Raw genomic sequence first — 24,271 nt, 5'->3', positions numbered from 1 at the left:
AGGGCCGCATCGCCACCCCTCTTCGCAAACCAATCCAGCAGCTTCGCCATATGCTCGTTTCCACCTGAACTAGACGAACAAAACGAGCTGGAGCGGACATGGCAGATGAAATGGTGACGAGAGCCGCGTCGATGCGGGACAACTCCCCTCTCGCGGACCGGCCGGAATGGATCGGACCAAGGGACCTCCAAGAGGTCTTTGGCATCGGTCGGACAAAGGCGTTCACGATTTGCCAGGCTCTCCCCCAAATCTATATCGGACGTTCAATCAGGGTCAGCAAGAAGACCCTGGCGAAGACGCTCATGAGAAAGGGAGGCTGCCTTAGGAGTTGCTCTTTCCCTCGGCGCCTGCTCTCAGGCTCTCCATTGTCGGGATGGGAAGCTCGTGAGCCCGCGCCATATCCCCATACGAGTCTCCGCGCCAGTCGTAGGCGTCCGCGCTCGCCATGCCACTTGCGAACCAGGCGACCATGCACGACTGTGAGAGGCGGTGGCCCTCGTCGGTCGGGAGCAGGAACGTCCTCGACATGTCCTGGCACGCGACCAGGTCCGCCGCGGACGGCTCCTTCTCCTGGAGGCGGACACCCCTTACGACGGCATACCAGCCGACTCCCTCGTCCCAGGAGCACGCGACCATGGCGCCGAGTCTCGCCTCGGGGTTCCTACGCATGAGGTCCAGCACCTTCGAACCGAACCGGTACGACTTAGCAACAAGTCCGCGCTGGACGAACTCCTCGACCATCTCGAGGGGGATGTCCTTGTAGACGATCATCGGCTGGTCGCCAAGGTCGACGGACACGTCATGGCCCTCGTAGTCAGGCAGCATCTGAGTGACGCCATGTTCCAGCTCCTCGAAGCCCCACGCGCCACCCGGGCCCCACTTGATGAGCGTGTAGTCGGTATCGTTGCCCTCGTTGTCAACCAGCCTCATGTCCCACCAATCATCCTGCTGCCGAACCCTAGGGTCGCCTTTAAACTACAAAGGTAGCGGGCTCAGGTGCGCTCTACTATACCAATGCGCTAACTACCTCATCGAATGCCTCGGGAAGGCCGTGCTCAATCTCACCCTCCCAGAGCTGTACGGTACCCCTTTTGATTGTCTTGTTAATCATGTTCGGTATTGCGAGAATCTCTATCTCCCGCCCTCCAAACGAAGCAGTGAGGATATCTCCTCGCAGCGAACAATCTGCCCCCTCCTGAGACAAGGCTTCTGACAATGGGGCGAACAGCTTCGACGCAACCCTGACTGTCTCCCCTCTAATTACACCCCTTGTCACATAGCGAAGGAGGTCGAGTGCGGCGTGTCTGTCCAAGTCTTCATGCATTCGCTTGTTGCTGTAGTGCTTTAGGCAGTTGAGGCAAGCCGACTCGCAGTCACAGTCTGAGAGAATCCTTGTCGCCCTCTTGATCAGCTCGTCGAGCGCAGAAGAATTAGCCAAGAGGGACGAGTATCCCGCGCCGCTCGATAAAGAGTCGAATAGGTAGATGTCAACGACTACGCGATTCCGGGCAAACCTCCGGCGCGTCCCGACGCAAAGCTCGCCAAAGTCTATGTCGAGCAAATCCACAGCCGCTAGCTTTAGCGCCTCGCCAAGCGAGACGCACGCCCTTCTGAGCCACGGGTTATCATACGAGGTGCACACCTCGGCGGGATCGATCGATAGCTCGAAGATGACGAGGTCGGTGTTGAAGATGCTTCCGATAACAACGGAATGCTTGAAGCTGTGCTGGCAGTTCGCCCATCCGCCGCTTGCGCTGCGTAGAAATGGGGGTTTGATTCCCTTCGCCTCTCGCGTGTCCGCATCTGTAGAAGGGTATGCGGCACCGCACTTGCTGCATATGTCGAAGCCATGACGTCGTGGACCACGGTTGGCCACGATTAGGGAGCAGTCATGCCTATTCGCGTATGCTATCCGCTCGTACCGGGACGGTGTGAGAGCCTCATCTGGTATGGCAGAGTAACAGGGCAGTTCCGCCGACGAAATATCAGGGCTGTCGCGACCGGTATCTGCCTCGGAACCGTTGCGCGGAGCAAAGCCCCAGGGCTTAATGAACTCGCTCTCGGACAGCTCGCTACCACCGCAGAACGGACACGTGTCCCTGCCGCCAAGGTCTTCGCGAATACCGAACCAGCCACAGGATGGATTCTCGCAAAAGAGGATCCTCTTGTGATAGTCGCCGCTTCTAAAGTAAGCCCTTGCGGGGTTCTCCCTGTCCTCAAGCTTGCGCGAGAACTTCGACGAGTGCGTGTATATGCCACCCGAGATGTAGGTCTTCTTGTCGATAATGATCTCTCTTCCTGGGGCGTACTCGCTGATAGCAATGTCGAGGGATCGTTCGGGTTTCTGCAGGAGCTTGTCGCCCCTCCCCCCGTCCTCGACCTCGAAGCCAACCACGTTTCTCGGAAACGAGTAGGTGGGCAGTACCGCTGCCTCCAGAAGGCAGTCTAGGACGCTCTTGTAGGTCTTCCCATCGGTATTGAGAAACGACTCGGGCCTTGCGACGAAGCTCTCCTTTATGCCGTCGACCTCGCCCTCAAGCCTCGTTTTAGATGCCTCAAGGTCGACGATCATCCCCGTCGGGATAAGGACTCGCCGCTCCCTCTCCGAGAGACGAAAGCCTCTCAGCGACGTCCTGAACGAGGCGTACCTCTCGTTAAAGAACTCCTGCACTGTCAGGGCGTCAATGGACTTACCAATCGAGTCTCCGAAGTAGGTAAAGAAGACCGTAGCGAGGTGCCTTCTGACCAGCTTCTCGTTGGCCACGTCGATTCTTGGCTCGCGGAGTTCGCCTCTGACGATCCTGGTCGGGTCCTTGAAGTAGGTGTTGTCGAAGGGATGCGTATCTACGTACGTAACGATTGTCGAGATCGCCGACCCGCGTCGCCCGGCACGGCCCGCCCTCTGCTGGTAGTTCTCCCTCATCGGAGGGATGTTCCGCAGGCCCACCGCCGTCAGAGACCCGATGTCGATGCCGACTTCCATTGTGGTGGTACAGCTCAGAATGTCGACAGGCTCCCTCTTGTCCCCAACGTAGATGTCCTGGAACCGCATCTCGTACTCTTCGGTTGTCGACCACGTGTCTCCCTCTTGGTCTTTGTGGGAGAGCTGGGCTGTGTGCTCCTCTGTGTTGATTCTGGTCCTGAGGACGGCCTCCTCGCCGTTCACCGCCCTGACAAGCGGGTCGCGCCAGAACGAAACTCCCTCGAAGCTGTTGCCGAGTGAGTGCACCTCGCCCTGCTTGCAGTGCGGGCACTTCCCCCACAGGCTGTAAGGGGAGACCTTCCCGCACCTCGGACATACTTGCCAGTCGGCATCTGGGTCGATATGGAGGAAAACCTTGTGCGTGTTGATGAATTGGAGGTCTGAGGTGGAGCTCGCTGGACGCTCGAGGAAAGATACGATGCAATCGGCTATCACCTCAACCTGCTGTTGATTGAACCTCGACCCAAGAAGGCCGATTAGCGACCCCCTTCCAACCTTCTGGCCTTGGAATGGATTCGAAGGCAGCAGCCCGTACTGCGACCCTGTATAGAGCACGCGCATCCTGACCTTGGGGGGAATGTCGGCATCGAGGGCAGTCAGCCTCACCATCGCGTAACTCGACCAGGCATAGAAGACAGCCTCGAACTCCTCCCTTTCCATGTCGACTTTTCCTGCCCTGAGCTTCTTCCTCACGGCCCTCCACGCCTTGTCTGTTGGGCGGATCCAGCCCACGGTCGAGTCGGAAAGGGAGTGGTACCTGTCGCATAGGCTCTTGAGAAGATATTCGCTGTACGCCTCGGGGGGCGTCGGCATGGCGTCTATGACGTCTTCCAGGTCATCGAAGCTGTCGTCTTCCTCGAGCTTGGACACCCTTTCCTCAAGCGTCTTGCGTGATTCGCCGGAGAAGAGCTTGATGCCCCGATCGTGGACCACCTTGAGAAATGCCGGGAACAGCCTTCTGAGGGAGGCGTACCCTCCCTCCTCCTCCGCCCATGACTCAAGCTCGCGGGCAGCAAGGACGAGCACCTTGGTGGTGAGGTTCCTGTCCGAGGCGTCTGTGAGGTCCTTCGCTATCCTAGCCGCCCCCTGTCTGCTGTCGGAGAACAGGATGACTTTCTTTCCGGCGTTCGGGTTGGCCGCAAGCTCGCTCGGCTTGCTCGACCCGGGCTGGAGCTCGAACTGCCTTGCGACGACGTTGTAGAAGGGCTCGTTGCCCTTCGTCACGAAGTCGACGAGGGCAACCTTGCCGTTGCACTTGGGGCACTTCGAGGGCCTTAGCTTGTCCTCGTCCTCCTCGTCTGGCAGACAGAAGGCAACCCTGAGGAATCCGTCCTGACCGGCATGGCTGTCATCGCGATGGACCTTCCCTGTCAGCGAGTTGAGCCACCCCGTCTCGAGCCCAGCGACCTCCTCACCCTCGGATGGAACATAGAGGCTCACTTCGAAGAAGCTCCTCGTGGGGTCCGGCCTCTCGTTCCAGAGATAGAAGTCTCCGTCAATGCTTGATGCGTATCCTCTCAGGAATATGGCACCGCAGTTGCGGTCAGTCTGCAGGTCGTAGGTTTTGGCGCCGCAGAGGCATCGCCCTGCAGGCCTGTTGACGTACACCCGCCCCAATCCCAGCCCGTCCTGTGGCGCGTGACGACAGGCGGGGTTGCTGCACGCGGTCAGCTCTTGGATTCCGCGCACGAACATGTGCATCCTTATCGGAAGCAGCGCTCGCCCCTCATAGTCCTTGGCGATGGCAGCAAGGTTCATGAGCGCGTCAGTGGCGGCGAGGGCGGCATCCTCTGCCGGGAACACGCGCGATGAGATTTCCTCGATAGTCATGCAGGACGAGCGGACCGCGTCCTCGAGGCGGCAGAATGGGCCGAGCTCAGGGAGGGTCGTCCCGAGCCATGATGAGACCTCCTCGGCACTCGCGAACTCGGGGTGAGCCAACCCGACCAGCGAGGCAAAACCGTCCACCTGGTCCACGAGCGAGCTCCCGCCCTCCTGCAGGGCAGCGACATCGACTTCGAGCAACTTTTCTGCCGGGACCTCCAGGGCTCCCCCTGCTTTACGCTTGGCGACGTTACCGCGCACGATCTTTAGCCCGTCTCCCTGCTTGCCCGTCATGTCCTCGTAGAAGGCAATCGTCGACGTGTCGTCGTCGGGGATTGAGGCGCTCGTCAATATGAACTGCACCCTGCTCGCGTCGATCCCAAGCTTGTGCATGAGCCTGCGCAGGAGCAGGGCGACCTCGCCTCCAGCAGCACCCTTGTACATGTGCGCCTCGTCGACAACGACGAGAAGGCTCTGCAAGGGGTTTTCCCGGAGCCATTTCGCGGTGCTGGCCCAGATCCTGCCTTCCACGGATCGCATGAGCATGTACTGAAGCATCGAGTAGTTGGTGACGAGGATGTCGGGTGCGTGCTCCTGCATCTCGAACCGCAGCAGCATCTCGGCGTCCTCCTCCGCCCAGCCGCTTCTGTGCGAGCGGACGCTACTCACGAACGAGGCCAGGTCGTTCTTCTCGGGATACTTGCCGTGCTCGCGCAGCTTCTCCCGGTCTTCCTCGTCCGCCTCGAGCAAGTCGCGCGTGACCGTTTCTGAGTAGTCGGCATCCCTCTTCGGGTTCTGCTTGGCACCCGGATATGGCGTCCGGCCCGTGTACATCCCGAACTGTGGGCGCCTGCCCCTCGGTGAGTCCTCCGTCCATGCCCTGTTGAACTCCTCTGGGCTGCCACCGAGAATTCGTCTGAGCCTTCCCAGCTGGTCCGAGACGAGGGCGTTCATCGGGTACAGCACGAGCGCACGAACCGCCCTCTCGCCCCAGGATGCAGGGCTCTCGCTTGCCTCCAGCGCCAGCTTTGAGATCATCGGCCACATGAAGCACTCGGTCTTGCCGGACCCCGTGCCGGTGGAGACAAGAATGTCATCTCCTCTCCAGAACGCCTCGAGGGAGGCGACCTGGTGCGCGTACGGCGATGCGTAGACCCCCCTTCCCTCTGCCGCCATCGCCTCGAGAAAGCGTCTGGCGCCACTGGGAATCCGCGCGAGAGAGATCCCGCTAGCAGACGTCTCATACGCCGGGGTCGCCTCGTAGTAGGGCTCTTGGAAAAGGGTGGTGGAGCCCCTAAGCTCGTTGTCGCACCTTGCCCTCAGCTCGGGAGTCTTCCCAAAGTACTCTGTCTCGATGTAGTCGACGATGGTCTTCTTGAGCTCGTGCTTGACCATCTCGACGCCATGAATCTCTGACAACTCAGGCCTCCTTAAGGACCACTCCGCACTTCGACAGGAGGTCCCTTGCCATTGGGACGCACTCGGCCCTCATGAGCCTGTCGAAGCGGTCGGACACGTTCCGGACGGGCCAGCTCGCAACCTCAAGCACCCGGTCATATTCTCCCGGGATGAGCCCCAGCGGCATGGCGAGCTCGACGTGCTGGTCGTCTATTCTTCTGAGCCGTGCGACAACGGGATTGCCGGCGATCTCCTTGATGTGGTAATACAGCTCGAGGGCTTTTGTCTGCTCGACTGAGCACAGGAACGGCTTCCCTCCCACAGGCCTTGCAGCATAGTAGGTCGTTCCGCCACGGTCGTTCGAGGTGGTCCTGGCAAGGGCGATCCCTTTTGTTGGCCTAAAATCAGGTGACCAGACCTCCCCGTTCCTGAGGCCCCAGGCTCGCGTCGCGGGGTTCGCGTACTCCACCGATCCGAAATCGGAAGCGCGAGCCCATGCGAGGAGCTCCCACTCAGTTTCCCACCATCGGGGATTCTGGGCAGGCGCCTCCAAGTCCGAGGCCACTATTGAGGCCAGCCCTGTTGCGACGATGTCAGGCCTGTGGTATCCCAGCACTGCCTCGCTGGTGTTGGTCGGATCGAACATGCCAACTATCAGCGCCTGCCCCATTCCAACGACGGCCAACGTTGGTGGCTGCGCCCTAAACCGATTGGAGAACCCATCTTCCTTGAGCTCCCCCACATCTATCAGCCTGTTGTATATGCACGAAACATTACCCTGGTCAACCTCGAACCACTCGCTAATGCCAGGCTGGGCATTGTCGAGCCTCCCTATCCAGGATCGCAACTTTCTGTTCAGTGCCTGCCTGGAGAGACCAGAGTCGCCGCCTGATCCGTCATCCATACAGAAAGCAGAGGTCCAGTATCGCGAGGCGGTGTACGCGGTGCGCCGGGAAAAGCCCTCGTCGGACTCCCCCTTGTATTTCTTGACCCCGATGTCCTTCGCCATGCGTAGGAACAGGCCATTCTTAGCTGGCATCCCTTTCGAGCCTCCTTGCTAGCTGCAAGAGTCCGACATCACCTTCGGATCTCTCTGCAAGTACCTCGAATGAGCCGCCATCGAGCCCGGTCACGATACCGAGGTGCAAGCTGACGATGGACAGGGGGCCATACACCTCGTTCTCGCTTTCGGGCAATGCATCAAATGCAGTAAGAACAGTTGCGGGTAGGAGGAGACTCGTGTCGGGGAGGTTGAGCTCCTCGAGATCCGAGATGAGTCCGCGGGTCGTGTCTAGGACTTCCTCTCCGTCAACCTTTAGTGCCGAAAAAGGCTCCCTCATCCGCGACAACCGCCGATTGCGCCGGGCAAGGGATGGAACCAGGCATAGGCTTTCAACATTGGGAAGGAACACCCTGTCCCAAGCCTCTTTCGCCACGAGGCTTGCACTCGCATGAGAAGTGAAGGGAAGGATTATTACACCTCGACCATCCGAGTTGGCAAGCGCAAATAGGGCACCCTCGTTGACTGGATCTATGACGTTCTCGAAGACCGTCACCTCACCCGCATCAGGGGTCTCCGACAGCAGCTCCAGAACAGACCTGTAATCCGAGGGGACTCGCACCCTTTTAGCAGTCTTGCCCGTCAATGCCACCGAGAGAGCATCTGCCATGGGCGGTGCTATGGGCATAGGGATGGCGAAGATGTTCGTCGCGCTTAGGGCGGCTTCGATTCCCACAGCACAGCGGCCGCGGACCTCGTCCGGGTCCCCCACGAGACAAGAGATGCCGAGCTTTCCCATGTTCTCTGACAAAGCCCCTCGTAAGGTCTCTGCCTCGGCAACCTTGTCTGCGGCTTCGCCCGTAACGATGGACAGTCCAGGCGTATTGAGCTTAACGGGAGCCGCAGCCGAGGAGACCGCCTTAAGCCCTAGCTTGAGAGCTACACTCGACTCCAACTCCTCAAGCGCAGACTCCTTGTCCTTTGCAAGGGAGGAGACTTCTTCCTGCCCCTTGAGAATCTCATCGCGAATAGAATCCCGCTCCGCAACGGCTTCGGCAAGCCTGTTCTCCGCTGCGGACACCTCTGCCCTGACGCTTTCGAGCCGGGCCGAGGCTGAGTCGATTTCCTTCTCTCTCTGCTTCAGGATCGCAGTGCTTTCTTCCATGACCTGGTCAACACACTCCGCGCGGAATGCTTCGTCCCTGAGCAGCGCGCTTCGTATGAGCTTTCTAGATTCATCGTCACTGTCAGAGGCGCTTGCAACGATTGCATGCTTTAGGGCTTCGACGTCTTCGTTCGGGACACCCGCCTCGAGGTACTTTTCGAGGGCATCCGGTCGATCGAGGGCGCCCTCGATGACGCTCCTCATAACCCGTTGTCTCTCGGCTTTGGTTACCTGGTCGATCTTCTCCTGATTAATAAACCACCTCACGTAGTCGTCGGCAAAGTCGTCAAGGAGACGAAGCAGCACGTTGCCGTTGCTCTCCAGCTCATCAAGGACTCCATACACTCTCCTTGAAGCAACTGAAGCATGTGCAGGCTCGATTATTTCGTCGGGGTCGAGCTTGAGGCGTGGGACCCTTAGCGCATGGCCCCTCACGTTTGTGACCTTTGGCGGCAGGCTCAGTAGCCCGTCACTAAAGGAGAAGTCGCTTCTGTCGCATTTCGCCGCGAGCACCCACGGACCTTCCTTGCCATACACGAGGTAGAAGATCCTTGTCGTCTTTCCTTCAAAGGGAATCCCCGCTCTCAGCGCACGCCGCAGGTCCTCTTCGTTGTGCACGCCTTCCGGGGCGATAACTTCTTTGAGCTCTCGTCCGCGCTTAAAGAAGCGCTCGACGCCCTCTGCCTCAGTGAGGGGCCTGCCGCGATCGTCGTATCCCCACCCCCATCTGAAAAGGTAGAAGTCCGAAACCCTGTCCTCATATCTGTCGACCACCTGCGGATTGTAAAGATAGTTGGGATGAGCACGCCTTTCTTCGGGGGCCCTCACGTCCGATTCGACAACAGAGGGGGCTATCTCAGTCGGCGTTTCAGGATCGTAGTCGGCGATGCGGAAGAACTTGTAGAAGAGCCTTTCGTAGCCCACTTCGACATTAGCAACGCATACTGAGTATCGCTCCTGGTCAGACAAGTCATCAATCATCTCGACCCGCTCCTTTTCAGTACGAATTCTTTATCCTTGGATGTCGCGAGTTCATTCAACCGGCCTGACGCACGTGCCATCGCGAACCGCTTGTCTCTTGGCAGGAGTGAATCGAGAAGGCCCTTCCTTGCTTCGGGGCCAGCCTCCGCCCCTCCGCGCTTTGGCGAGTCAGATGTATCTTGACACTCCGGATCGTGCTCCCAGATGGTTAGCAACCAAGGTGAGTTCCTGAGCTGCCTGACGACCTTAACGAGCTCCCCAGGAAATATGGCCTTCTCGTGCCTAGTCGCATCTATAGTCAAGTCGAGCTTTTCCCAAGCATGGCCCTTACGCAACCAGACAACGGTCACTGGCGAATTGGCCACGATTCGTATCGTGTTGTCATCATTGTCGATGCTCACGATTCCACCCGTATGTGAAAGGAAGGCAATGGCGTCCGGACTGTTCGCATCGACAAGCACGGATCCTTCCGACGTATCCGGCTTTGCCAACACCAGACGGGCGGTGCTGGAGGGCTCAAGCACTAGGCAAGCGTAACCGTGACCATCTGTAGGAATGAGCATGTTTGGCAAGGCGTACCTGATAGATCCAGGATCGTCGCTAACAAAGATGGATCCGGTAGGCTGAGTCGTATGAACACCGAAGAAGCAGCTCGAATTAGAAAACAGCGGTCGCACACTTCCATCCCCATTGAGCGAGGGCGGCCAAAGAAGTTCGGGCTCTACTCGTGGAGCATCTACAAGTATGCCGCAGGATCTGAGATATGCAGCCTCTCCGTCAAGGCGGCCAGCGTTAGAAGGCAGCGTCACTTTATAGACCTGCAGTTTTGATGACCCCATGACAGAGCCAGCGAATCCGACATGTCCCGAATCGCTAAACGCTCTCATGATTGCAGCCTTTTCCCGTAAAGGCGCAAGGAGAAAGAGTGTGTCACCCGCGCATACAGACTCTCCCAACCGCAGCCGCTTTCCCTGGAGGGTATCGCGCTCACACGTGAAAACCATCGCCTTGATAGCATCCTCCGGAGGGCTCCAAACTTCTTCGAACCTTAACGGTGAGCTAATGAGGCGAATGTTGTCCGATGGGCTTAGCGAGATATCTTCAAAGGGGATTCTCGCAATCCCCGAACCGAACCTTCGACTGCTTACGTCATAGCGCTTCGTCCCCATCGCGAGCCTTGCGTGAGACCTCTCAAGGACCTCTAAGACTGATTGGTCAACGCTTTTGAAACCACCCTCAACCACAAAGTGGTCGTGGGTTTTCGTCAACTTGTGGATGAACATTGGCATGGGGATTTGTTGATACTCCCATTCACCATACCCGCCAACTCCGCTTGCATACAAATCGCATTGCTTTGCAATCTCATTATTCTGCTCATGCCTAAAGTGGGGTGACTGAAAGCCCCCTCTAGACATGGCACAAGGTTTTACCGGTTGCCCGCAGTTTGGGCAGGTAAACCTGATGTCTCTTGGTACCCATGCGCCATACTTCCCCTGCAGGTCTTCTGCCGTAATTAGGCGCGGAGAATCACGCCCTGCTTTCATAAAGGCGACATCCATTGGTTCACCCCCCTCACGGCTCCAGCTGACACTGGATAAGAATTGTCCGCAACCAATCATATTCGAGACGCCGGACACAAAAGCGAGCAGCGTTAGTCAATTGGGTAATTGGATGCCTTGGATAAACGTCACGACACTTCTTCGACGCCCCGCCGAGCGATGATCGGCACCCCGTCACCCCACCCGAACAAGTACTGATCCCCTTCGGACCCCCTGCGGGCAAGCCTCGCACACCGTCGCGGGCCCCTCCCACATCCCGCTCCCGGTGACGTCGGCGCGACTGCCCAGCCCACCCGTGTCGCGCCGACTTGCATGGCCCGCCCCCAGGGGGAACCGAAGGGGATTCCCCCGCCTGACCAGACGGGAGGACATGACATGCAGACCCAGATGACGCTCGACCTCGGCATCGACGAGAAGGTAGACGTGAGGAGCCTCATAGTCCACGGGGACATCGAGCGAGAGACGTCCAAGGCCAAGCGCGAGCAGTCCGCGCCCGAGTTCGAGCGCGTCCTGATGGACGGCATGGACTGCGCGTTCAGGCGCAGGTGCGGGAGCAGGAGCCGGATGCTCGTGCTGCTCGTGACGCAGGGGCAGTACTACGTGACCGACGAGCGCACGGGGAGCCGCCACGCGCTCACCACCGCGAGGCTCGGCACCTTCTGCAAGGGAGCGACGGGAGACGCCCTCACCCCGCCATGGAGCCGCCACGCGCTGCAGGACTACGACAGCAAGGGTCGCACAGCCTCCCGTCGCCTGACGCGCCATCCCCTTCGCGCGCCGCGCCCCGCCCGCAAACGGGCGCTCCGGGGATTCCGCTTGCCTTGTCGCCCCCGTCCGAGGGAAGGAAGAGCCGACCCTCACCCGAGCCCGAAGGGGGCAGACCATGAGCCAGACCGCAACCATCACCCCGACCGCCGCAATCGCCGAGCGCTGGGAGGCCACCACGCCCTTCACGGGGGACTTCGCCCGCGACTGCGCGGAGCTCGCCCGCGAGGCCCTGTCGCACGTCGGCTTCACGGGCTTCGAGGAGACGCCCTTCGAGGACGTGCTCGCCTGCCGCGAGGGCGACCTCCCCGTCACCATCGCCGTGCTCCCCGTGCCCGTGGAGGGTTTCGAGATGACGCTCGACGACCTCCAGTCGCTCATCGACGAGGACGTCGTCGCGCACGGGGCAGCGCTCTGCGTGGGCCGCGCTCTCGCGTCCGAGGAACCCCTGCCAGAGCACCTGCGCTTCGACGTTGTGAGCGTGTGCGTCAACCTCGACGCCGGGCGCGTGCGCGTCCACCACGTCCGCGGGGCGTGGCAGTCGTAGCCATGGGCACCCACATCACGCGTCGGTAGCGCTCCCCACCATGGGGAGCGTTTCCTTTTGTGCAGAGTTTGTGCAGGTCAGACGCCATGAGGGCACGCGGCCGGGGCCGCGCCACGGCGGAGGCCAAGCCCCTCCGCCGCCCGTCCCGCACGCGCAGGCACCCCTAACGCTTGTGGGGACGGGAAGGGGCATTCACACGCCTCAAGCAGTAGCGTCACTGGACGATGATGAAGAACTCCTTGCTCCGCGCCACACAGCGCCCACCCTTGATGAGCAGGCACTGCACGTAATGACGACCAGCGTAAGCCGTGCTTTCGTGCCGTCCTCCGCCAGCAAGATTGGAGTTCTCGAACTCACCTCTCGGACATCCAGCAGCGTAAGCCTCCTCGCCAGTATTGACCACCAACCACTTTGCCGTAAGGGACTGTAGCCCCTTCGATCGGATAACCCGATAGTCGATCTGGCAGCCCTTGGGAATCACCCTTCCGTTGCTTGAGATTGTCTCGACGTGTCCGTCCTCGAATGTGACATCGGCGACGACCACCACGACCCCCGGTCTCCTTTTGGTAAAGGGCCAAGGGGAGCTTTTCCTATGGGGAACGCATAGAGCCTGTTCGACCGTATAGACAGACTTTGCCAATGCCTTATAACTCGCGTTGCTATTTCCGGAAGGGAAGCGATTACCAAGAATCTTCCTCCAGGAGTCATTGTTCGAACCCTCTTCCTGGAGAACGTAAAGCGCTTCCTCGAGCCCTCCGATGAAGCTCCTAAAGTCCTCAAGCGTATAACTCTCAGCTAGGTTGTTCGTCGGAAGGACAGGGTCGGCGATGACGGGCACCACTCCAGTCTCCAGCTCCTCTGACAGGGAGTCATGGATGATCTCAAGTAGCCCAATCATCAGCTCCTCGTAAGCTGAGGAGTCCTCCGGGAAGCAGTCGGCAATGATCTTCTCAAGGGTAATCCCCTTGGGCCACCTTCTCATCTTGGGGCAATGCTCCCGCCGCCACCACTTCATCATCTTGACGACGGGCACGTAGAGGCCATCATGCCTGGCGTTCGTCTGGCTGGACCACTCGATATGTCCCTTCGGATTCGTCTCCCTCCAAGACGCGTCGTCGAGGTTGCCTATGAAGCGCCTCTCTCCTTCGGATGCGAGAGGGACCACGTCGATATCGAGCTTTGAAAGCGCGATGCCTACCGAGTGCGTCTGGAGGCGCACCGACTTATACTTGTCCGATTCGTAGAGAACATCGCGGAGCTCGATGATGGAGTCAGCCGAGTTATCAGACGTCGAGTAGTCTGTCTCGACCACGATGTCGACGTCACGATGGTCCTCGTCCTTGACGGGTCGAATGGCCGTGTGCTTGGCATAGGAGCCGGAAAGGTAAGTGGCGATGCAGCGCTGGGAGTAGTACTCGTGGCCCTCGAGATATACGCGAAGCGTCTTGTGCGCGCTCGCTATCTCGTCCACCGTGCTTTTCTTGGGTTCAATGTCGTGGAGGAACGCTCTGAAGTCGTCCTGTAGAGACATCAGACTTCACCCCTCTCGAGCGAGAAGGATTTGAGCGACCTGTCGGCGTACTCCTGTATGTCGATAGCGCCGACCGTTCCGAGCTTATACAGCTCGTTGAGGAGCAGGAAGAAGAACGCGAATACTGCCTCCCCCGAATCGGAGTACGTCACCTTTCCATCGGCGCCCTTGTGGAAGGTTCCGGTTAGCGCCGAGCAGGCCATGTCGATATTTGCAGACCTCTCGATGTGGCCACAGAGGGTGCCTGACTTGACAGAGTTCGTGGTGAGCAGCCCACCGATGATGTGGGTCAGTTCGCGTGGGGGTCGGGCTTCTCCCGCCACCACTATCCCCCTTCTCGTCCTGTGGAGGTCGAGCACCGACTGGATCTTCTTGTCCGCATACTCGACGAAGCCCTTGTTCGCCTCCTGCTTGACCTCGAAGACGGCGTACACGCTCTCGGCGGTCACGTACTTTTCCCCGTTGTCCGTTTCATAGATGAGTGGGGAATGGAACCTGTCGAAGACGATGATGTCGATCTGCTCGCTGACCCCGCCCTTGCTGTCAAAGACGAATCCCTTCGAAACGTCGTACCTGTGTGGCAGGAAGCTCCGCAGGAACCTGATCCACTGTCCTTCGCTCAGGTCGCCCTGGGATACCGAGTGCCCGAGGCTGACGCCCAGGCCGATGTTGAGCTCATCGGACCGGTGGGCGAGAATCGTATCGATATTGAACTTCTCTTTTGCCATCTGTCTCCCTTAGGCAACTGGAAACTGCATCGCAAGGTGCCGCTATTACAGCCTTTCGAATGCGTCATCCATGCAGGAATCGCTTTCATGGGCCAAGCTGGCTAGAGAATGATGTCCTGGAGACCAATCTCCCTCAGCGTTTCATTCTCGAAGACTAGAGCGATCCCATGCTCTGGATCGAACCGATATTCGCACATCAGCGCAACTGTCCGCTTCCTCTGAGTCTTGGGGAGGAAGAGGTAACGAGGCGTGACGTAGCGGAAGACATTCTCCATGTCTCCGCCGTCACCATCCTTCGCACAGTACTCCTTGAGCTTAGAGGCACTCTTGTTGACGGCGTCCCAAGCAGAGCACAGCCGTTCAAGCGCCAGCGACTGGGCATCCGACTGGCTCTTCCCTCCCTCAGGATAGACCTCGAGCTTAAGCTTCCTGCCCCACACCTCTCTGGTAATGCTACTCATCGAATCCACCGTTCCCGATGATACCTTCACGTCTCTTGCATTCTGCGACTCCGCCCGAATGGGTGAAATACTCGTGAATATCCTTAGACACTAGGTTCATCGTCTCCATGTCAGCGCACTCATGCCAAGAATAGCCATTGTCCTTTCTCCACTGTTTTACGTCGTCGTCAGTCCAATCGCTTCTTCCATCTCGTTTCTCAGCGTTCCACTTCTCAGCGCATAGGATATCGGCCTGGTCGAAGTTTCTTGCACGGTTGCTAGTCATGTCCCCTATCTGAACCGTGCACTCAGAGACGGGCTCGAAGTCTGCCAAGGCATCTCCGTACATGATTCCATCTTGCCCATACTCGGCGAGCTTCTCAGCCGCCTTCCGCCCCTTCTCAGTAGTCATATCAGGACGTGCCAGAGACTCTCCCCTAAGGCCTGGGTCCTCAAACAAGTCTTTGGGGCAATGGTCTAGCCGCTCCTTGTATGTTGTCAGGTAGGGCTCGGCAACCCTATCTGCCTCGACGTAATCATAAGCAGCGGAAGCAGTCTCAGCCCATCCGTTCTCTGAAGGCTCGGCCAGCTTGTCTGGATCAATGCTAGTTCTTTCCGGCCCATCGCCCAGAATCGATGATTCTGTCTCTCCTCCTGTTTCGAAGTGTACGTGGGGAATCATGCGATCACCCCGTTCCTATACCAGCCATCAAACGACTCCCGGTCATGCAACTCGTTACAGAGATAGTCATAGACGATTCCCTGGGTGATGATGCGCATGAGCTGCGGTCTGGCGCCTTCAAAGCCGAGCTCACTGACGGATTGCCTGACCGCCAGGCTCCACTCACGTGGGACTCCGCTCTTCTCCTTGGCTGCGACCATGGCCTCTCGCGCCTCGGGGAAGAAGCTCGACACAATTGGCGCAATCCTCGTCATCCTCGGCTCCGGCGGCGGGTCCTTGAGGATGCGCAGCGCGGCAACTTGAATCGAAGAGCTAACACCCAAAGACCTCATATCGTCCCTCACCTCGACGAGCCTCGCCTCGTCGGCGACCGCCTCGCCGCTGCTCAGGAGGGAGACGATGTCGAGCGCGGTCTCCATGTCCCGCGGCTGCTTGGCACCCTCCTCGGGCTGGTACTCGTAGGTATCCCCGCCATGACGAGCTTTGCTCACCTTGCAGAGCACGGCCTCGATCCAGTTGTTCTGGTAGACGGCCGCGACGCCGCGCGGCAGACGCGCCAGCTCCTTGACCTGCACCTCGTTCAGGGCCTCCGCCCCTCCCACGAGCTCGCGGTCGCTCCCCTCGGGGAGGCGTAGCACGATCTTGGTGTTGGTGTTACGGACGGCAGAAGGGTCTAGAAGCCCGGGGGCCTGGTCGGCGATGACGAAGCCCTCGCCGTATGTCCTCATCTCGGCGATAGCATTGGAGAGCATCTCGACGCTCTTGCCCGCGAGGTTGCCGCCCTCCTGGCCCTGCTCGAGGGACGTGCGGCGCAGGAGGTTGTGCGCCTCCTCGAGAACCGTGAGGTGCCTCAGGCAAGCGTTCGCGGGGATTCCCTGGCTCATGCGCCACTCTTGGAGCTTGAGAACGAGTACGCCCATGAGCAGGGCCTTGGTCTCGCTCGAGCCAACGCGGCTCAGGTCGACGATCGTCTTCCCGTCGAAGAGCGTCTGCGCGGGCACCTCGTCGGAGGAGAAGATCGTCCCGTTGATGCCGTTGCAGAGGGAGTTGATGCGCGTGAGCAGCGACCCCTTGTAGGCGCCCTTGTTCTCGGCGTCGTACTCGCTCGAGTCGATGACCTTCCGGACGTTGCACGCGACATCGGCGAAGCTCGGGTAGAGCCCTTGCCCGTAGGGATTGGTTGACTTGGCCAGATCCCAGCCGCAGTCCTCATAGGACCTCTCAACGGCGTCCTTGAGGACGGCCGGCATGGCGGCGTACATCGGCCAACACACGTTGAAGATTTCGACCAGACGGTCTAGGTGCTCCAGGACGTGCACCCCCTCAGGGAAGCTGAACGGATCGAGTCGGAGCAGCGGTGCGTAGGCGGGGTTGGTGCCGAACACCGAGACGTCGTGGTCGTTTCCGAACGCATCCTTGTACTCGCCCTTGGCTGGCTCGATGACAAGGAAACCCACGTCATGCTTATCGGCCTGCTCGAGTATGCGGTACACCGCGTTGCTCTTGCCGGCGCCCGTGCTACCCGTCACGAACGTGTGGCCAGCAAGCGAGTCTAGGCCGAGCGGCACCGAGGTGGGCTCCTCACGGTGCATGTGGAAGACATGCCCGAGCTCGATTGAGCCGGTGGCCTCCGGCTCCTCGAAGGTGGCCACATTGCGCCCGAAGCTCGCACACTCAAAGACCGGCAGGCCCGCCACCGACTTGCGTGGGAAGTTGAGGGACCTCGCAAGCTCCTTGCCCGTAAGGGTCGTAGTCGCCGTGACCGTCGACGGATAGGGCAGCACGTTGGGCTGGCGCTCGGCTAGGTCGGGGCTCAGCGCGAAGATCGGGTGCCTCAGGTCTCTCAGATAGGAGCAGATGGTGTCGGCCGCGCTCTCGCCAGGCAAGTCGCCGCGCCACAGGTTGACGGAGGCTTGCGAGATGAACGAGTCCTCCCCCTGAGTGAGGGCGAGGTAGGAGTGAGCCACGTTGTTCGCGGTGGCCGGATCCTCACTCAGGACGTACGCGGCGAACTCCCAGAGGCCGAGCGCTGCGCCCTCCTCGAGGCGCCTCATCTGCTGCTCGAGGAGCTCGAGCGCGTGCTTGATGGAGTAGTTGGTGTGGGTCTGGTGGATGCCCTCGTTCTTGCCAATGGTCGCAGTCACCGTCGACGTCCTGGCAAAGTTCACGCCGAAGTTCCCGCCGAGGCTCTGGCTCGCAAATGACCCCACGGTGCTGGTGAGCGACTTGGTGACTGCGCGTCCCAAGGTACTCGATACTGCGTGGGCGGTCGACGAACCGACGGCGCGGGCAACCGTTTGACCGACCGTCTTGGACAAGGTGTCGCTCGAGTTGGTGCCGTGGGTATGTCCAGTGTCAAGATGCCCCCCGACGGATGCGCCGGAAACATTTACTCCGGCTGTTGTCGTGTCCGACTCTGACGTTCCATCGGTATGCGAAGTGGTGTCTGACGTCGAATCGGAGACGGTGTCCGTCTGGGAGGTCCCGGTCGTTTCGGACACGCCTTGGCTAGTTGAGTCGGTAGCAGATTCCCCGCTCGCAAGCGACTGGTTCGTGCCCACCTGCCTGCCCACGCTCACTCCGGCGTTGAGCCCAACGGTCGCGGACGATGAGGTTGAACCCGTCTCCGTGTAGGTGAAGTCCGTCTGCCAGGACGCATAAGGCACGAGGCCCGTGTATAGCTGCTCGAGCCGGAGCTTCCGCTCCTCTGCGTCAAGCGTCGGCGTGGCGAGCAGGACGAGCGTGTACTCCTCTCCCCTGCTCCCGGGAACGATACCATCGAGCAGCTTCTCGATCGTCTGGCTGACGAACTTCTCAGATTTCTCCGTCGGTACATTCGATACTGCAGCGACCGACATGTCGCGCGTGTCCTTGAGGCAAGGTATCTCGCCGCTCTCGATGCCGCCCCACTCAGCGCCGGGGAAGTTGCCCCTGAGCGCCCCCTCGAGCCGGCGGGCAAAGTCCTTCGCTTTAACGTTGCTCGACGAGTTCGTGGTGTCGACAACGGCAAGGTAGACGTCCGTCTTCCTGCGCCCACGATGGAAGACGAGTGCGATGTTGCACTCCTCCGAAGAGAGGACCTCGTAGACGTTGACGAGCTTCTCGAGGCTGTTCTCCTCGGGGTCGGAGACCCACTTGGTCACATTGAGGAAGCGCACGTTGTAGCGAGCGTTGAAGGATGCCCCCTCGTACTCCGCGTCCGCCTCGACCGGGACGTACATGCCGGCGATCTGCGGAAGGTAGGCGTTATAGATCTCCACACCCGCCGCGGCGATAAGCCTGCTCGTGAGCTCGACCGCCGTGGCGTCGTCAGCAGACGGCATCTCGCTCAGGTAGCGCTGCCTCCGCTCATCGACCTCGCGAAGCTGCTCGGGGCTGAGAGCCGAGAGCTTGGCCACCGCGTTGCCCGCCTTGCCGGCCGCCCTCTTTGCGATGCTCTTGATGCCCATGTGCTATCCCTCCTGCCACGTCATGTAGCCGGACACCCTCTTCTCGCCGCTGCGCAGCCTTATCCGCTTGGACCTCTGTGCCTCGATCTCACGCTCGGTGTTCACGACGGAATCGAACTTCTTGCGGAGCTCGGGGTTGAGGTCGACAGCGCCGAGGCTCAGCGCGTCGGTGAGCTCGTGCAGCCACTCCCTGAAGCTCGCCTCGTGGGCGAGCTCGACGACAGAGCGCCACTTGGATACCCTCTGCGAGAGCTCCATGTTGTACTGCACCCTCAGCGGCGCCTTCCAGAGCTTGTTGGGGTCGAACGGGTACCGTATCTCGGAGATCTCGGGAAGCTCCTCTTCGAGGGAGAGGCTTCGGAAGTCGACGATTATCGAGCGCAGGGCGTCTCGCCTCTCGTCGTCGATATCAGTACCGTCGGAGACGAGGTCCAGCAACGCCTTCCTGCTCACCTCGGCACGCTCCTCCCAATACCCCTTCGAGTGGCTCTCCGCCTCCTGCATGAGCCGCGCTATGTCCTCGTCGAACTGGTCGCGCACCCTTGCCAGCAGGTCGTCTGAGGCCTCCCTGTCGGCGCCGCGGAAGATCTCCTCGCTCTGCGCCTCAGCCTCGCGAGCTGCGCTCCAGTCGCTTGCGAAGCTCTTGGCGATGCCAGCGATTCCGAGGACGTCCCTGGTGTCCCAGGCGTTCTGCATGCGTGACATGAGGTTGGCGGTGACCGCGGCCCTCTTCCCTTCGGCGTCCCTCCTCTTCTCCTCGGCGCCCATCTCACGGCGCTTCGTCGCAGTGATGTCGCGCTCCCACTCTCGGAGCCTCTCGGAGGTCAGCCCGGAGGCCGCGACGCCCTGCTTTGCCCACTCATTCATGTTGGGGAGGTAGCCCTCCACCGCGTCCTCGCAGGTGGAGATGGAGAGTTGGATAAGCTCGTCGAGCAGTTCGTTCTTGCTTGCGTCGAGGTCGGCGGAGAGGACCGCCCTGCTGCTTTCGAGCGCCGCGCCGCTCTCCTCAAGCCTCGCGTCGGTCTGCCCAATGAGCTCGTGGAGGAGGGTCTCCGACTGGAAGCACTTGTTGTAGGCGGAGTACTTAGAAGCGAACTCGTCGATGCCCCGCTCGACGCTGAAGAGCCCGCTGTTTGCCAGGAGCCGGTTGTCGCATGCCTCGGCCTCACGCACGGCCTTCGCCCTCAGCTGCTCGGGCATCAGGTCGTAGTCGAAGAGCCGCGTGTAGTACTTGTCTTCCGGGTCCTCGTATTGGTCCTGGAGCCTGCGGAATACGCGGTCGTAGTGCCTGTCAGCAAAGTCGCCCGACGTCTTGGCTCCAAGGCCGGCGATGGACGAGACAAAGTAGATTCCCTGGGCGTAGAGGTTGCGGACGACCACGGTGTCCATCACCCACTCCTCGTCCTCCTTGGTGAACCCGCCCTCCGGTATGTCGGCGTCGTCCGCCTTGTTGACCACGATCATCGCGAAGCGCTCGTCGAGGGCGGGCATCTGGCTGATCTGCTCGTAGAGGTCGGCGTTGTCGTTGCTGTCCAGGGCATCGTAGGTGGTTACGTAGATGGGCAGACCGTCCGACATGCCCCTCATCGCCTCGCGGAGGACGCGCACGTGGTCGGCGTTTGAGTTGGTGTTGGAGCCGGGGGTGTCGAATATCACGATCTTCTTTCCGCTGCCCCAGTCCGTCCCCCTCCCGAAGGGAACCCTCACCTTGACGAGGTCGGACAGAGTCGGCTCGTCCTTCCCCTCCCTGAAGGAGTTGATGGCCCCGAGAGCCGCGCGGACGCGCTCTGCAAGGCTTTTCCCGCCATCGGTCACAGCCTTGGCGATCTCGTCGAGCGCCTTTCCCCTCGCAGCTGAGGGGCTGACCTTCATGCCGTCGTCGGTGAAGGTCACGTTGATGGACTCGTCTGCGTACTTGAAGCCGATCGAGGCGCGGTCCTGCTGGTCAGACCTCTCGATCTGGAAGATCCTTGCTGTCACCGGACGGTCGCCGCTCGGGAGGAGCTCCGTCCCGATGAGTGCGTTGATGAAGCTCGACTTCCCGGCACTGTAGTTGCCGACCACGCAGATGGGAATCATGTCGCTCGAGGCATCGCGGAACTTGCGCAGGCGGTCGAGCGTTTCCGCGCTGCCGTCCGCAGTTCCTGCAATGATGGGATACAGCTCGTCGAAGACCTCCCTGATGTAGGGCAGGATGTCACGCGCGTTTGCCAGCGCCTTCTCGCTCCGTTCCAATCGTACCAGCGGAGCAAGCGCCTCCGACGAGCAGACGTCCTGAAGCTCGTCCCACTCGTCGTCTGGACCCTCGAAGACGATTTCGAGCGTGCTCGACCCATCTCCGTACTCGTCCAAGAGCTCATCAACGATCTCGCGTGCCTTGAACGGGAAGAAACCCTCTGTGTACTTCTTGGCGAGCAGAGAGCTGTTCGGGTTGTTCTCTTCGCAGATTTCTGTCCAGTCGGTCCCCATGTAGAAGAACTTGGTGGTTCGCCTATAGGGATCGCTGACGATCTTGACTTTCGGCATGCCTCTGCCTTTCGTTCCTCAGGGCCGAGCAGCCCTGAAACGCTCCCACTACTAACATCTTTGTCAAAATGATAGCCCTCGTATAGGACACGTATTGACCTTGGCATGTACTCGTGGCTGCGAGTGGTTTATTCCGCTTCGGAAGAGCTCGGAAACACCGTTCAACACCATCATGAGTAAGGGCCATACTGCCGCTTATGCGCAGTATGGCCCTCGAATGAGGCTATGTCTTCAGCCGATAGCTGAGTGTTCACTGGCCCGCCCCTTCTACACCTGGGCAGATGCCTTGAAAGCCAGAGTCTACCGGCGGAGCCCCTCCATCCGGTCCGCCTCGCCTGCCACTCGGCAACAGGCGTAGGCGGTCAGCGCGATGACGCCGAGCGCCACCAGGATCGCCTTCCTCAAAGAATCACCCCCTCCCCCTGGCCGAGGTCGGGCATGACCTGCGTGACGCTGCCGCGACGGATGTGCGGGTAGCCGTCATCCGGGTCGTCGCCGTCCCAGCCATCTTCGCGGCGGCGCCGGCGAAGCTCTAGCACGCCCAGCGCTTTCCGGAGCGCTCGACGTACATCTCCTCGGTGATGGCGTCGACGTGGACGTCCAGCCTTGTGCCGTCGGGCACCTCGAGCAGCACCCCGTCCACGTCGGCCATCATGAAGGTCACCCTCTTGTACGAGATGGAGCACCCGCGCGAGAGCCGCGTCTCCCTCGTCCTGAACACCTCGCTCAGGTCGAGCTCCTCGGGCAGGGGCATGAAGTCGCTGCGCGGGTCGAGCGGGCGGTACGAGAACTTGGAGTTCGGGTACGGCGCGTAGAACTCGTTGAACCATGGGCTCAGCCGGCCGTACGACGTGACCCCGAAGCGCACGAGGTCGGTGGGGAGCCTCGTCTGGGCCGTCGAGTTGTAGCGCTCTACGCGCCCCTTGGCCTGCGGCGAGCTGGCGAAGATCATGCGCACGCCCAGGTCGCGCATCATGAGGGCGAGCTGCGTGGGCGACCCGTCCTTCACGGCGCGGAACACGGAGTCCTTGTCGGAGTACATGGCCCTGGGAACGCCGTGACGGGTGACGACCTCCCTCATCATGCGGGCGTAGCCCCTCATGCACTCGCGCTCCATGAACCAGCCGGCCAGCACGCCCGTCGTCGCGTCGTCCACGGCCAGGTGCATGCACCAGGGCCTGCCGTCGCCGAGCCAGTCGTAGGGCGTGCCGTCCACCTGGGCCATCATCCCCGCGCGGGGGAGCGGCTTCCGCATCGGGTGCTGCCTTCCGGCGGCGTCCCTCCTCGGCCCCCTGGACGCCGGCGACACCCACCCCTCCCGCGCGAAGAGGTCCCGGAACCACGTCGGCCCGCGCCTGATCAGGCCGTACCTCTCGACGTCGCCGGCCTTCGCCGGGTTCTCGATCACGTCCTCGAGGTAGATGTCGCGGAAGTGCGCGATGGTGACGTTCGGGTAGGGCTGCTTGAGCCTCCTGAGGTAGGCCACCTCGTCGTCCGTCGCCGCGTTGTGCGGCCTGGAGCCCGAGTTGCCGTGCTCGAGGACCGCGGCCTCGCCCTCCTCCTCGAGCCGCCGGGACAGCCTCATCAGCTGGCGCGTGCTGTAACCGGTCTCGAGTGCGATGTCGGCGTACGTGATGCTGGGGTCGGCATGCTTCTCGGTCAGCAGCCGGAGCGCCCTCTCCCTGACGGACTTGTCCACCTCTTGCTCCTTTCGAAGGCTCCGAAAGAAGCGTATTGCCTGATTTGCGGGAGGTGACATTTTCACGCAATGAGCCTGGTGACATTTTCGCGCGACGAGGACAAATCGGATGGACTGCGCATAAAAATAGCCGCTCTACCTGCGACTGCATTACTCTCTTGGGTATTCTGCATTACCCAGATCAGGTGGAGGGTCGGGCCCGCAATGGGACCCCTCTCAGCTGGCGTGCGCCAGCTCCCCTTTTCGGAACGTAATGGTAGCACTCATTTCGCAAGGCACGGTCCAGGGTGCCCCGAGATTAACGGTGCGTTACCCCGCAACGCGCCGCCGTCTCCCACAATGAGTTAGCCTAATCTTACAAGCGTCGCGACAAGTAGCTTCGAGCGCCATCGCCGCCGCATTCGCCCCGAGGGCCAAGCGCTTCTCCCCTGGTGCTACTCGCAACGCTTCCTCTCGGGGAAGATCCACCAGCAGGAGACGACGGCGGCCACGACGTAGGCCACCACGGGGCAGAGACCGCCGAAGAGGGCGGCAAGTGTGTACGTGAGCAGGCTGATGACGTTGCGCGCGCTCAAGCGGAACTCGCCCCTCTTGCCGGCCTCGCAGACAATGAGGTAGTACATGAGGTGGAAGGCGACGCAGGCGAGCGCCATGTCGGCGAAGTAGAGCGAGACCGGCACCCACGAGGTGGGATACGCGCCGACCCACGCCGTGGCGAACGGGATGAACGACATCACGAGCAGCCACACGTTGTTGCACCACAGGATACCCAGGTTCACCTGCTCGGCGTCGTGCAGGATCTGGTGGTGGTTGACCCAGTAGATTGCCACGAACGCAAAGCTGAGTACGTAGCTCAGGATGGTCGGCGCCAGCGCAAGCAGGTCCGCTAGCCTGTCGCCCGTGGGAATGCTCAGCTCGAGCACCATGATGGTGATGACGATGGCAAGGACGCCGTCGCTGAACGCCTCGAGGCGGTTCTTATCCATGGGGTCCT

General features: G+C 60.6%; 15 protein-coding genes. 1 reads left to right on the top strand and 14 read right to left on the bottom strand.

Annotated elements, in window-relative coordinates; all coding sequences use genetic code 11:
- Window positions 1-321: 321 nt before the first annotated feature.
- The 5 genes from B5D13_RS01600 to B5D13_RS01580 form a co-directional block, all read right to left on the bottom strand.
- On the bottom strand, window positions 322-930 hold the full coding sequence (locus tag B5D13_RS01600) for a hypothetical protein (protein WP_078686542.1): 609 nt from the start codon (window positions 928-930) through the stop codon (window positions 322-324).
- A 76-nt stretch (window positions 931-1,006) separates the two neighbouring features.
- Window positions 1,007-6,226 (bottom strand): DEAD/DEAH box helicase, encoded by a 5,220-nt coding sequence (locus B5D13_RS01595; protein ID WP_078686541.1) that lies wholly within the window; start codon window positions 6,224-6,226, stop codon window positions 1,007-1,009.
- A gap of 1 nt (window position 6,227) precedes the next feature.
- Window positions 6,228-7,244, bottom strand: coding sequence for a hypothetical protein (locus B5D13_RS01590; RefSeq protein WP_078686540.1), 1,017 nt, complete (start codon window positions 7,242-7,244; stop codon window positions 6,228-6,230).
- Window positions 7,234-9,351, bottom strand: a complete 2,118-nt coding sequence (locus B5D13_RS01585; RefSeq protein ID WP_078686539.1) for a hypothetical protein — start codon at window positions 9,349-9,351, stop codon at window positions 7,234-7,236. Before B5D13_RS01585 ends, B5D13_RS01590 begins: the two co-directional genes overlap by 11 nt.
- Window positions 9,348-10,640, bottom strand: coding sequence for a hypothetical protein (locus tag B5D13_RS01580; RefSeq protein WP_090991462.1), 1,293 nt, complete (start codon window positions 10,638-10,640; stop codon window positions 9,348-9,350). The genes B5D13_RS01585 and B5D13_RS01580 overlap by 4 nt, the downstream gene beginning before the upstream one ends.
- Before the next feature lie 1,153 nt (window positions 10,641-11,793).
- Here B5D13_RS01580 and B5D13_RS01570 point away from each other — a divergent pair.
- A complete protein-coding gene (locus tag B5D13_RS01570) occupies window positions 11,794-12,222 on the top strand; it encodes a hypothetical protein (RefSeq protein ID WP_078686536.1) in 429 nt (142 codons plus the stop codon).
- Between the two features lie 214 nt (window positions 12,223-12,436).
- Here B5D13_RS01570 and B5D13_RS01565 read toward each other — a convergent pair whose 3' ends face one another.
- The 9 genes from B5D13_RS01565 to B5D13_RS01530 all read right to left on the bottom strand — a co-directional run bounded on the left by B5D13_RS01565 (window position 12,437) and on the right by B5D13_RS01530 (window position 24,263).
- Entirely contained in the window at window positions 12,437-13,753 is a 1,317-nt protein-coding gene (locus tag B5D13_RS01565; RefSeq protein ID WP_078686535.1) for an SMODS domain-containing nucleotidyltransferase, read from the bottom strand.
- A complete protein-coding gene (locus B5D13_RS01560) occupies window positions 13,753-14,481 on the bottom strand; it encodes a DUF6602 domain-containing protein (RefSeq protein ID WP_078686534.1) in 729 nt (242 codons plus the stop codon). The genes B5D13_RS01565 and B5D13_RS01560 overlap by 1 nt, the downstream gene beginning before the upstream one ends.
- 101 nt (window positions 14,482-14,582) lie before the next feature.
- Window positions 14,583-14,942 (bottom strand): DUF6985 domain-containing protein, encoded by a 360-nt coding sequence (locus B5D13_RS01555; protein ID WP_078686533.1) that lies wholly within the window; start codon window positions 14,940-14,942, stop codon window positions 14,583-14,585.
- A complete protein-coding gene (locus B5D13_RS01550) occupies window positions 14,935-15,603 on the bottom strand; it encodes an HNH endonuclease signature motif containing protein (RefSeq protein ID WP_078686532.1) in 669 nt (222 codons plus the stop codon). The genes B5D13_RS01555 and B5D13_RS01550 overlap by 8 nt, the downstream gene beginning before the upstream one ends.
- Window positions 15,600-19,052: a helicase HerA domain-containing protein gene (locus B5D13_RS01545; RefSeq protein ID WP_078686531.1), complete on the bottom strand. Its 3,453-nt coding sequence runs from the start codon at window positions 19,050-19,052 to the stop codon at window positions 15,600-15,602. Before B5D13_RS01545 ends, B5D13_RS01550 begins: the two co-directional genes overlap by 4 nt.
- A gap of 3 nt (window positions 19,053-19,055) precedes the next feature.
- Window positions 19,056-21,578, bottom strand: a complete 2,523-nt coding sequence (locus tag B5D13_RS01540) for a dynamin family protein (RefSeq protein ID WP_078686530.1) — start codon at window positions 21,576-21,578, stop codon at window positions 19,056-19,058.
- A gap of 401 nt (window positions 21,579-21,979) precedes the next feature.
- The gene (locus tag B5D13_RS08690; protein ID WP_159443963.1) at window positions 21,980-22,117 is read right to left on the bottom strand and encodes a hypothetical protein; all 138 of its coding nucleotides are present in this window, start codon (window positions 22,115-22,117) and stop codon (window positions 21,980-21,982) included.
- The gene (locus B5D13_RS01535) at window positions 22,111-23,277 is read right to left on the bottom strand and encodes a DDE-type integrase/transposase/recombinase (RefSeq protein ID WP_078686529.1); all 1,167 of its coding nucleotides are present in this window, start codon (window positions 23,275-23,277) and stop codon (window positions 22,111-22,113) included. Before B5D13_RS01535 ends, B5D13_RS08690 begins: the two co-directional genes overlap by 7 nt.
- Before the next feature lie 434 nt (window positions 23,278-23,711).
- A complete protein-coding gene (locus B5D13_RS01530; protein ID WP_078686528.1) occupies window positions 23,712-24,263 on the bottom strand; it encodes a TMEM175 family protein in 552 nt (183 codons plus the stop codon).
- Between the last annotated feature and the right edge of the window lie 8 nt (window positions 24,264-24,271).

Source organism: Olsenella sp. KH1P3, from assembly GCF_900167315.1.
Lineage (GTDB): Bacteria > Actinomycetota > Coriobacteriia > Coriobacteriales > Atopobiaceae > Olsenella_J > Olsenella_J umbonata_A.
This window is presented reverse-complemented; position numbering and strand designations above follow the sequence as displayed.

Coding starts and splice junctions, on each gene's coding strand:
- B5D13_RS01545 (WP_078686531.1), bottom strand. CDS start 19,052: ATGGGCATCAAGAGCATCGCAAAGAGGGCGGCCGGCAAGGCGGGCAAC.
- B5D13_RS01570 (WP_078686536.1), top strand. CDS start 11,794: ATGAGCCAGACCGCAACCATCACCCCGACCGCCGCAATCGCCGAGCGC.
- B5D13_RS01540 (WP_078686530.1), bottom strand. CDS start 21,578: ATGCCGAAAGTCAAGATCGTCAGCGATCCCTATAGGCGAACCACCAAG.
- B5D13_RS01555 (WP_078686533.1), bottom strand. CDS start 14,942: ATGAGTAGCATTACCAGAGAGGTGTGGGGCAGGAAGCTTAAGCTCGAG.
- B5D13_RS01560 (WP_078686534.1), bottom strand. CDS start 14,481: ATGGCAAAAGAGAAGTTCAATATCGATACGATTCTCGCCCACCGGTCC.
- B5D13_RS01580 (WP_090991462.1), bottom strand. CDS start 10,640: ATGCCAATGTTCATCCACAAGTTGACGAAAACCCACGACCACTTTGTG.
- B5D13_RS01565 (WP_078686535.1), bottom strand. CDS start 13,753: ATGTCTCTACAGGACGACTTCAGAGCGTTCCTCCACGACATTGAACCC.
- B5D13_RS01530 (WP_078686528.1), bottom strand. CDS start 24,263: ATGGATAAGAACCGCCTCGAGGCGTTCAGCGACGGCGTCCTTGCCATC.
- B5D13_RS01550 (WP_078686532.1), bottom strand. CDS start 15,603: ATGATTCCCCACGTACACTTCGAAACAGGAGGAGAGACAGAATCATCG.
- B5D13_RS01590 (WP_078686540.1), bottom strand. CDS start 7,244: ATGCCAGCTAAGAATGGCCTGTTCCTACGCATGGCGAAGGACATCGGG.
- B5D13_RS01585 (WP_078686539.1), bottom strand. CDS start 9,351: ATGATTGATGACTTGTCTGACCAGGAGCGATACTCAGTATGCGTTGCT.
- B5D13_RS01600 (WP_078686542.1), bottom strand. CDS start 930: ATGAGGCTGGTTGACAACGAGGGCAACGATACCGACTACACGCTCATC.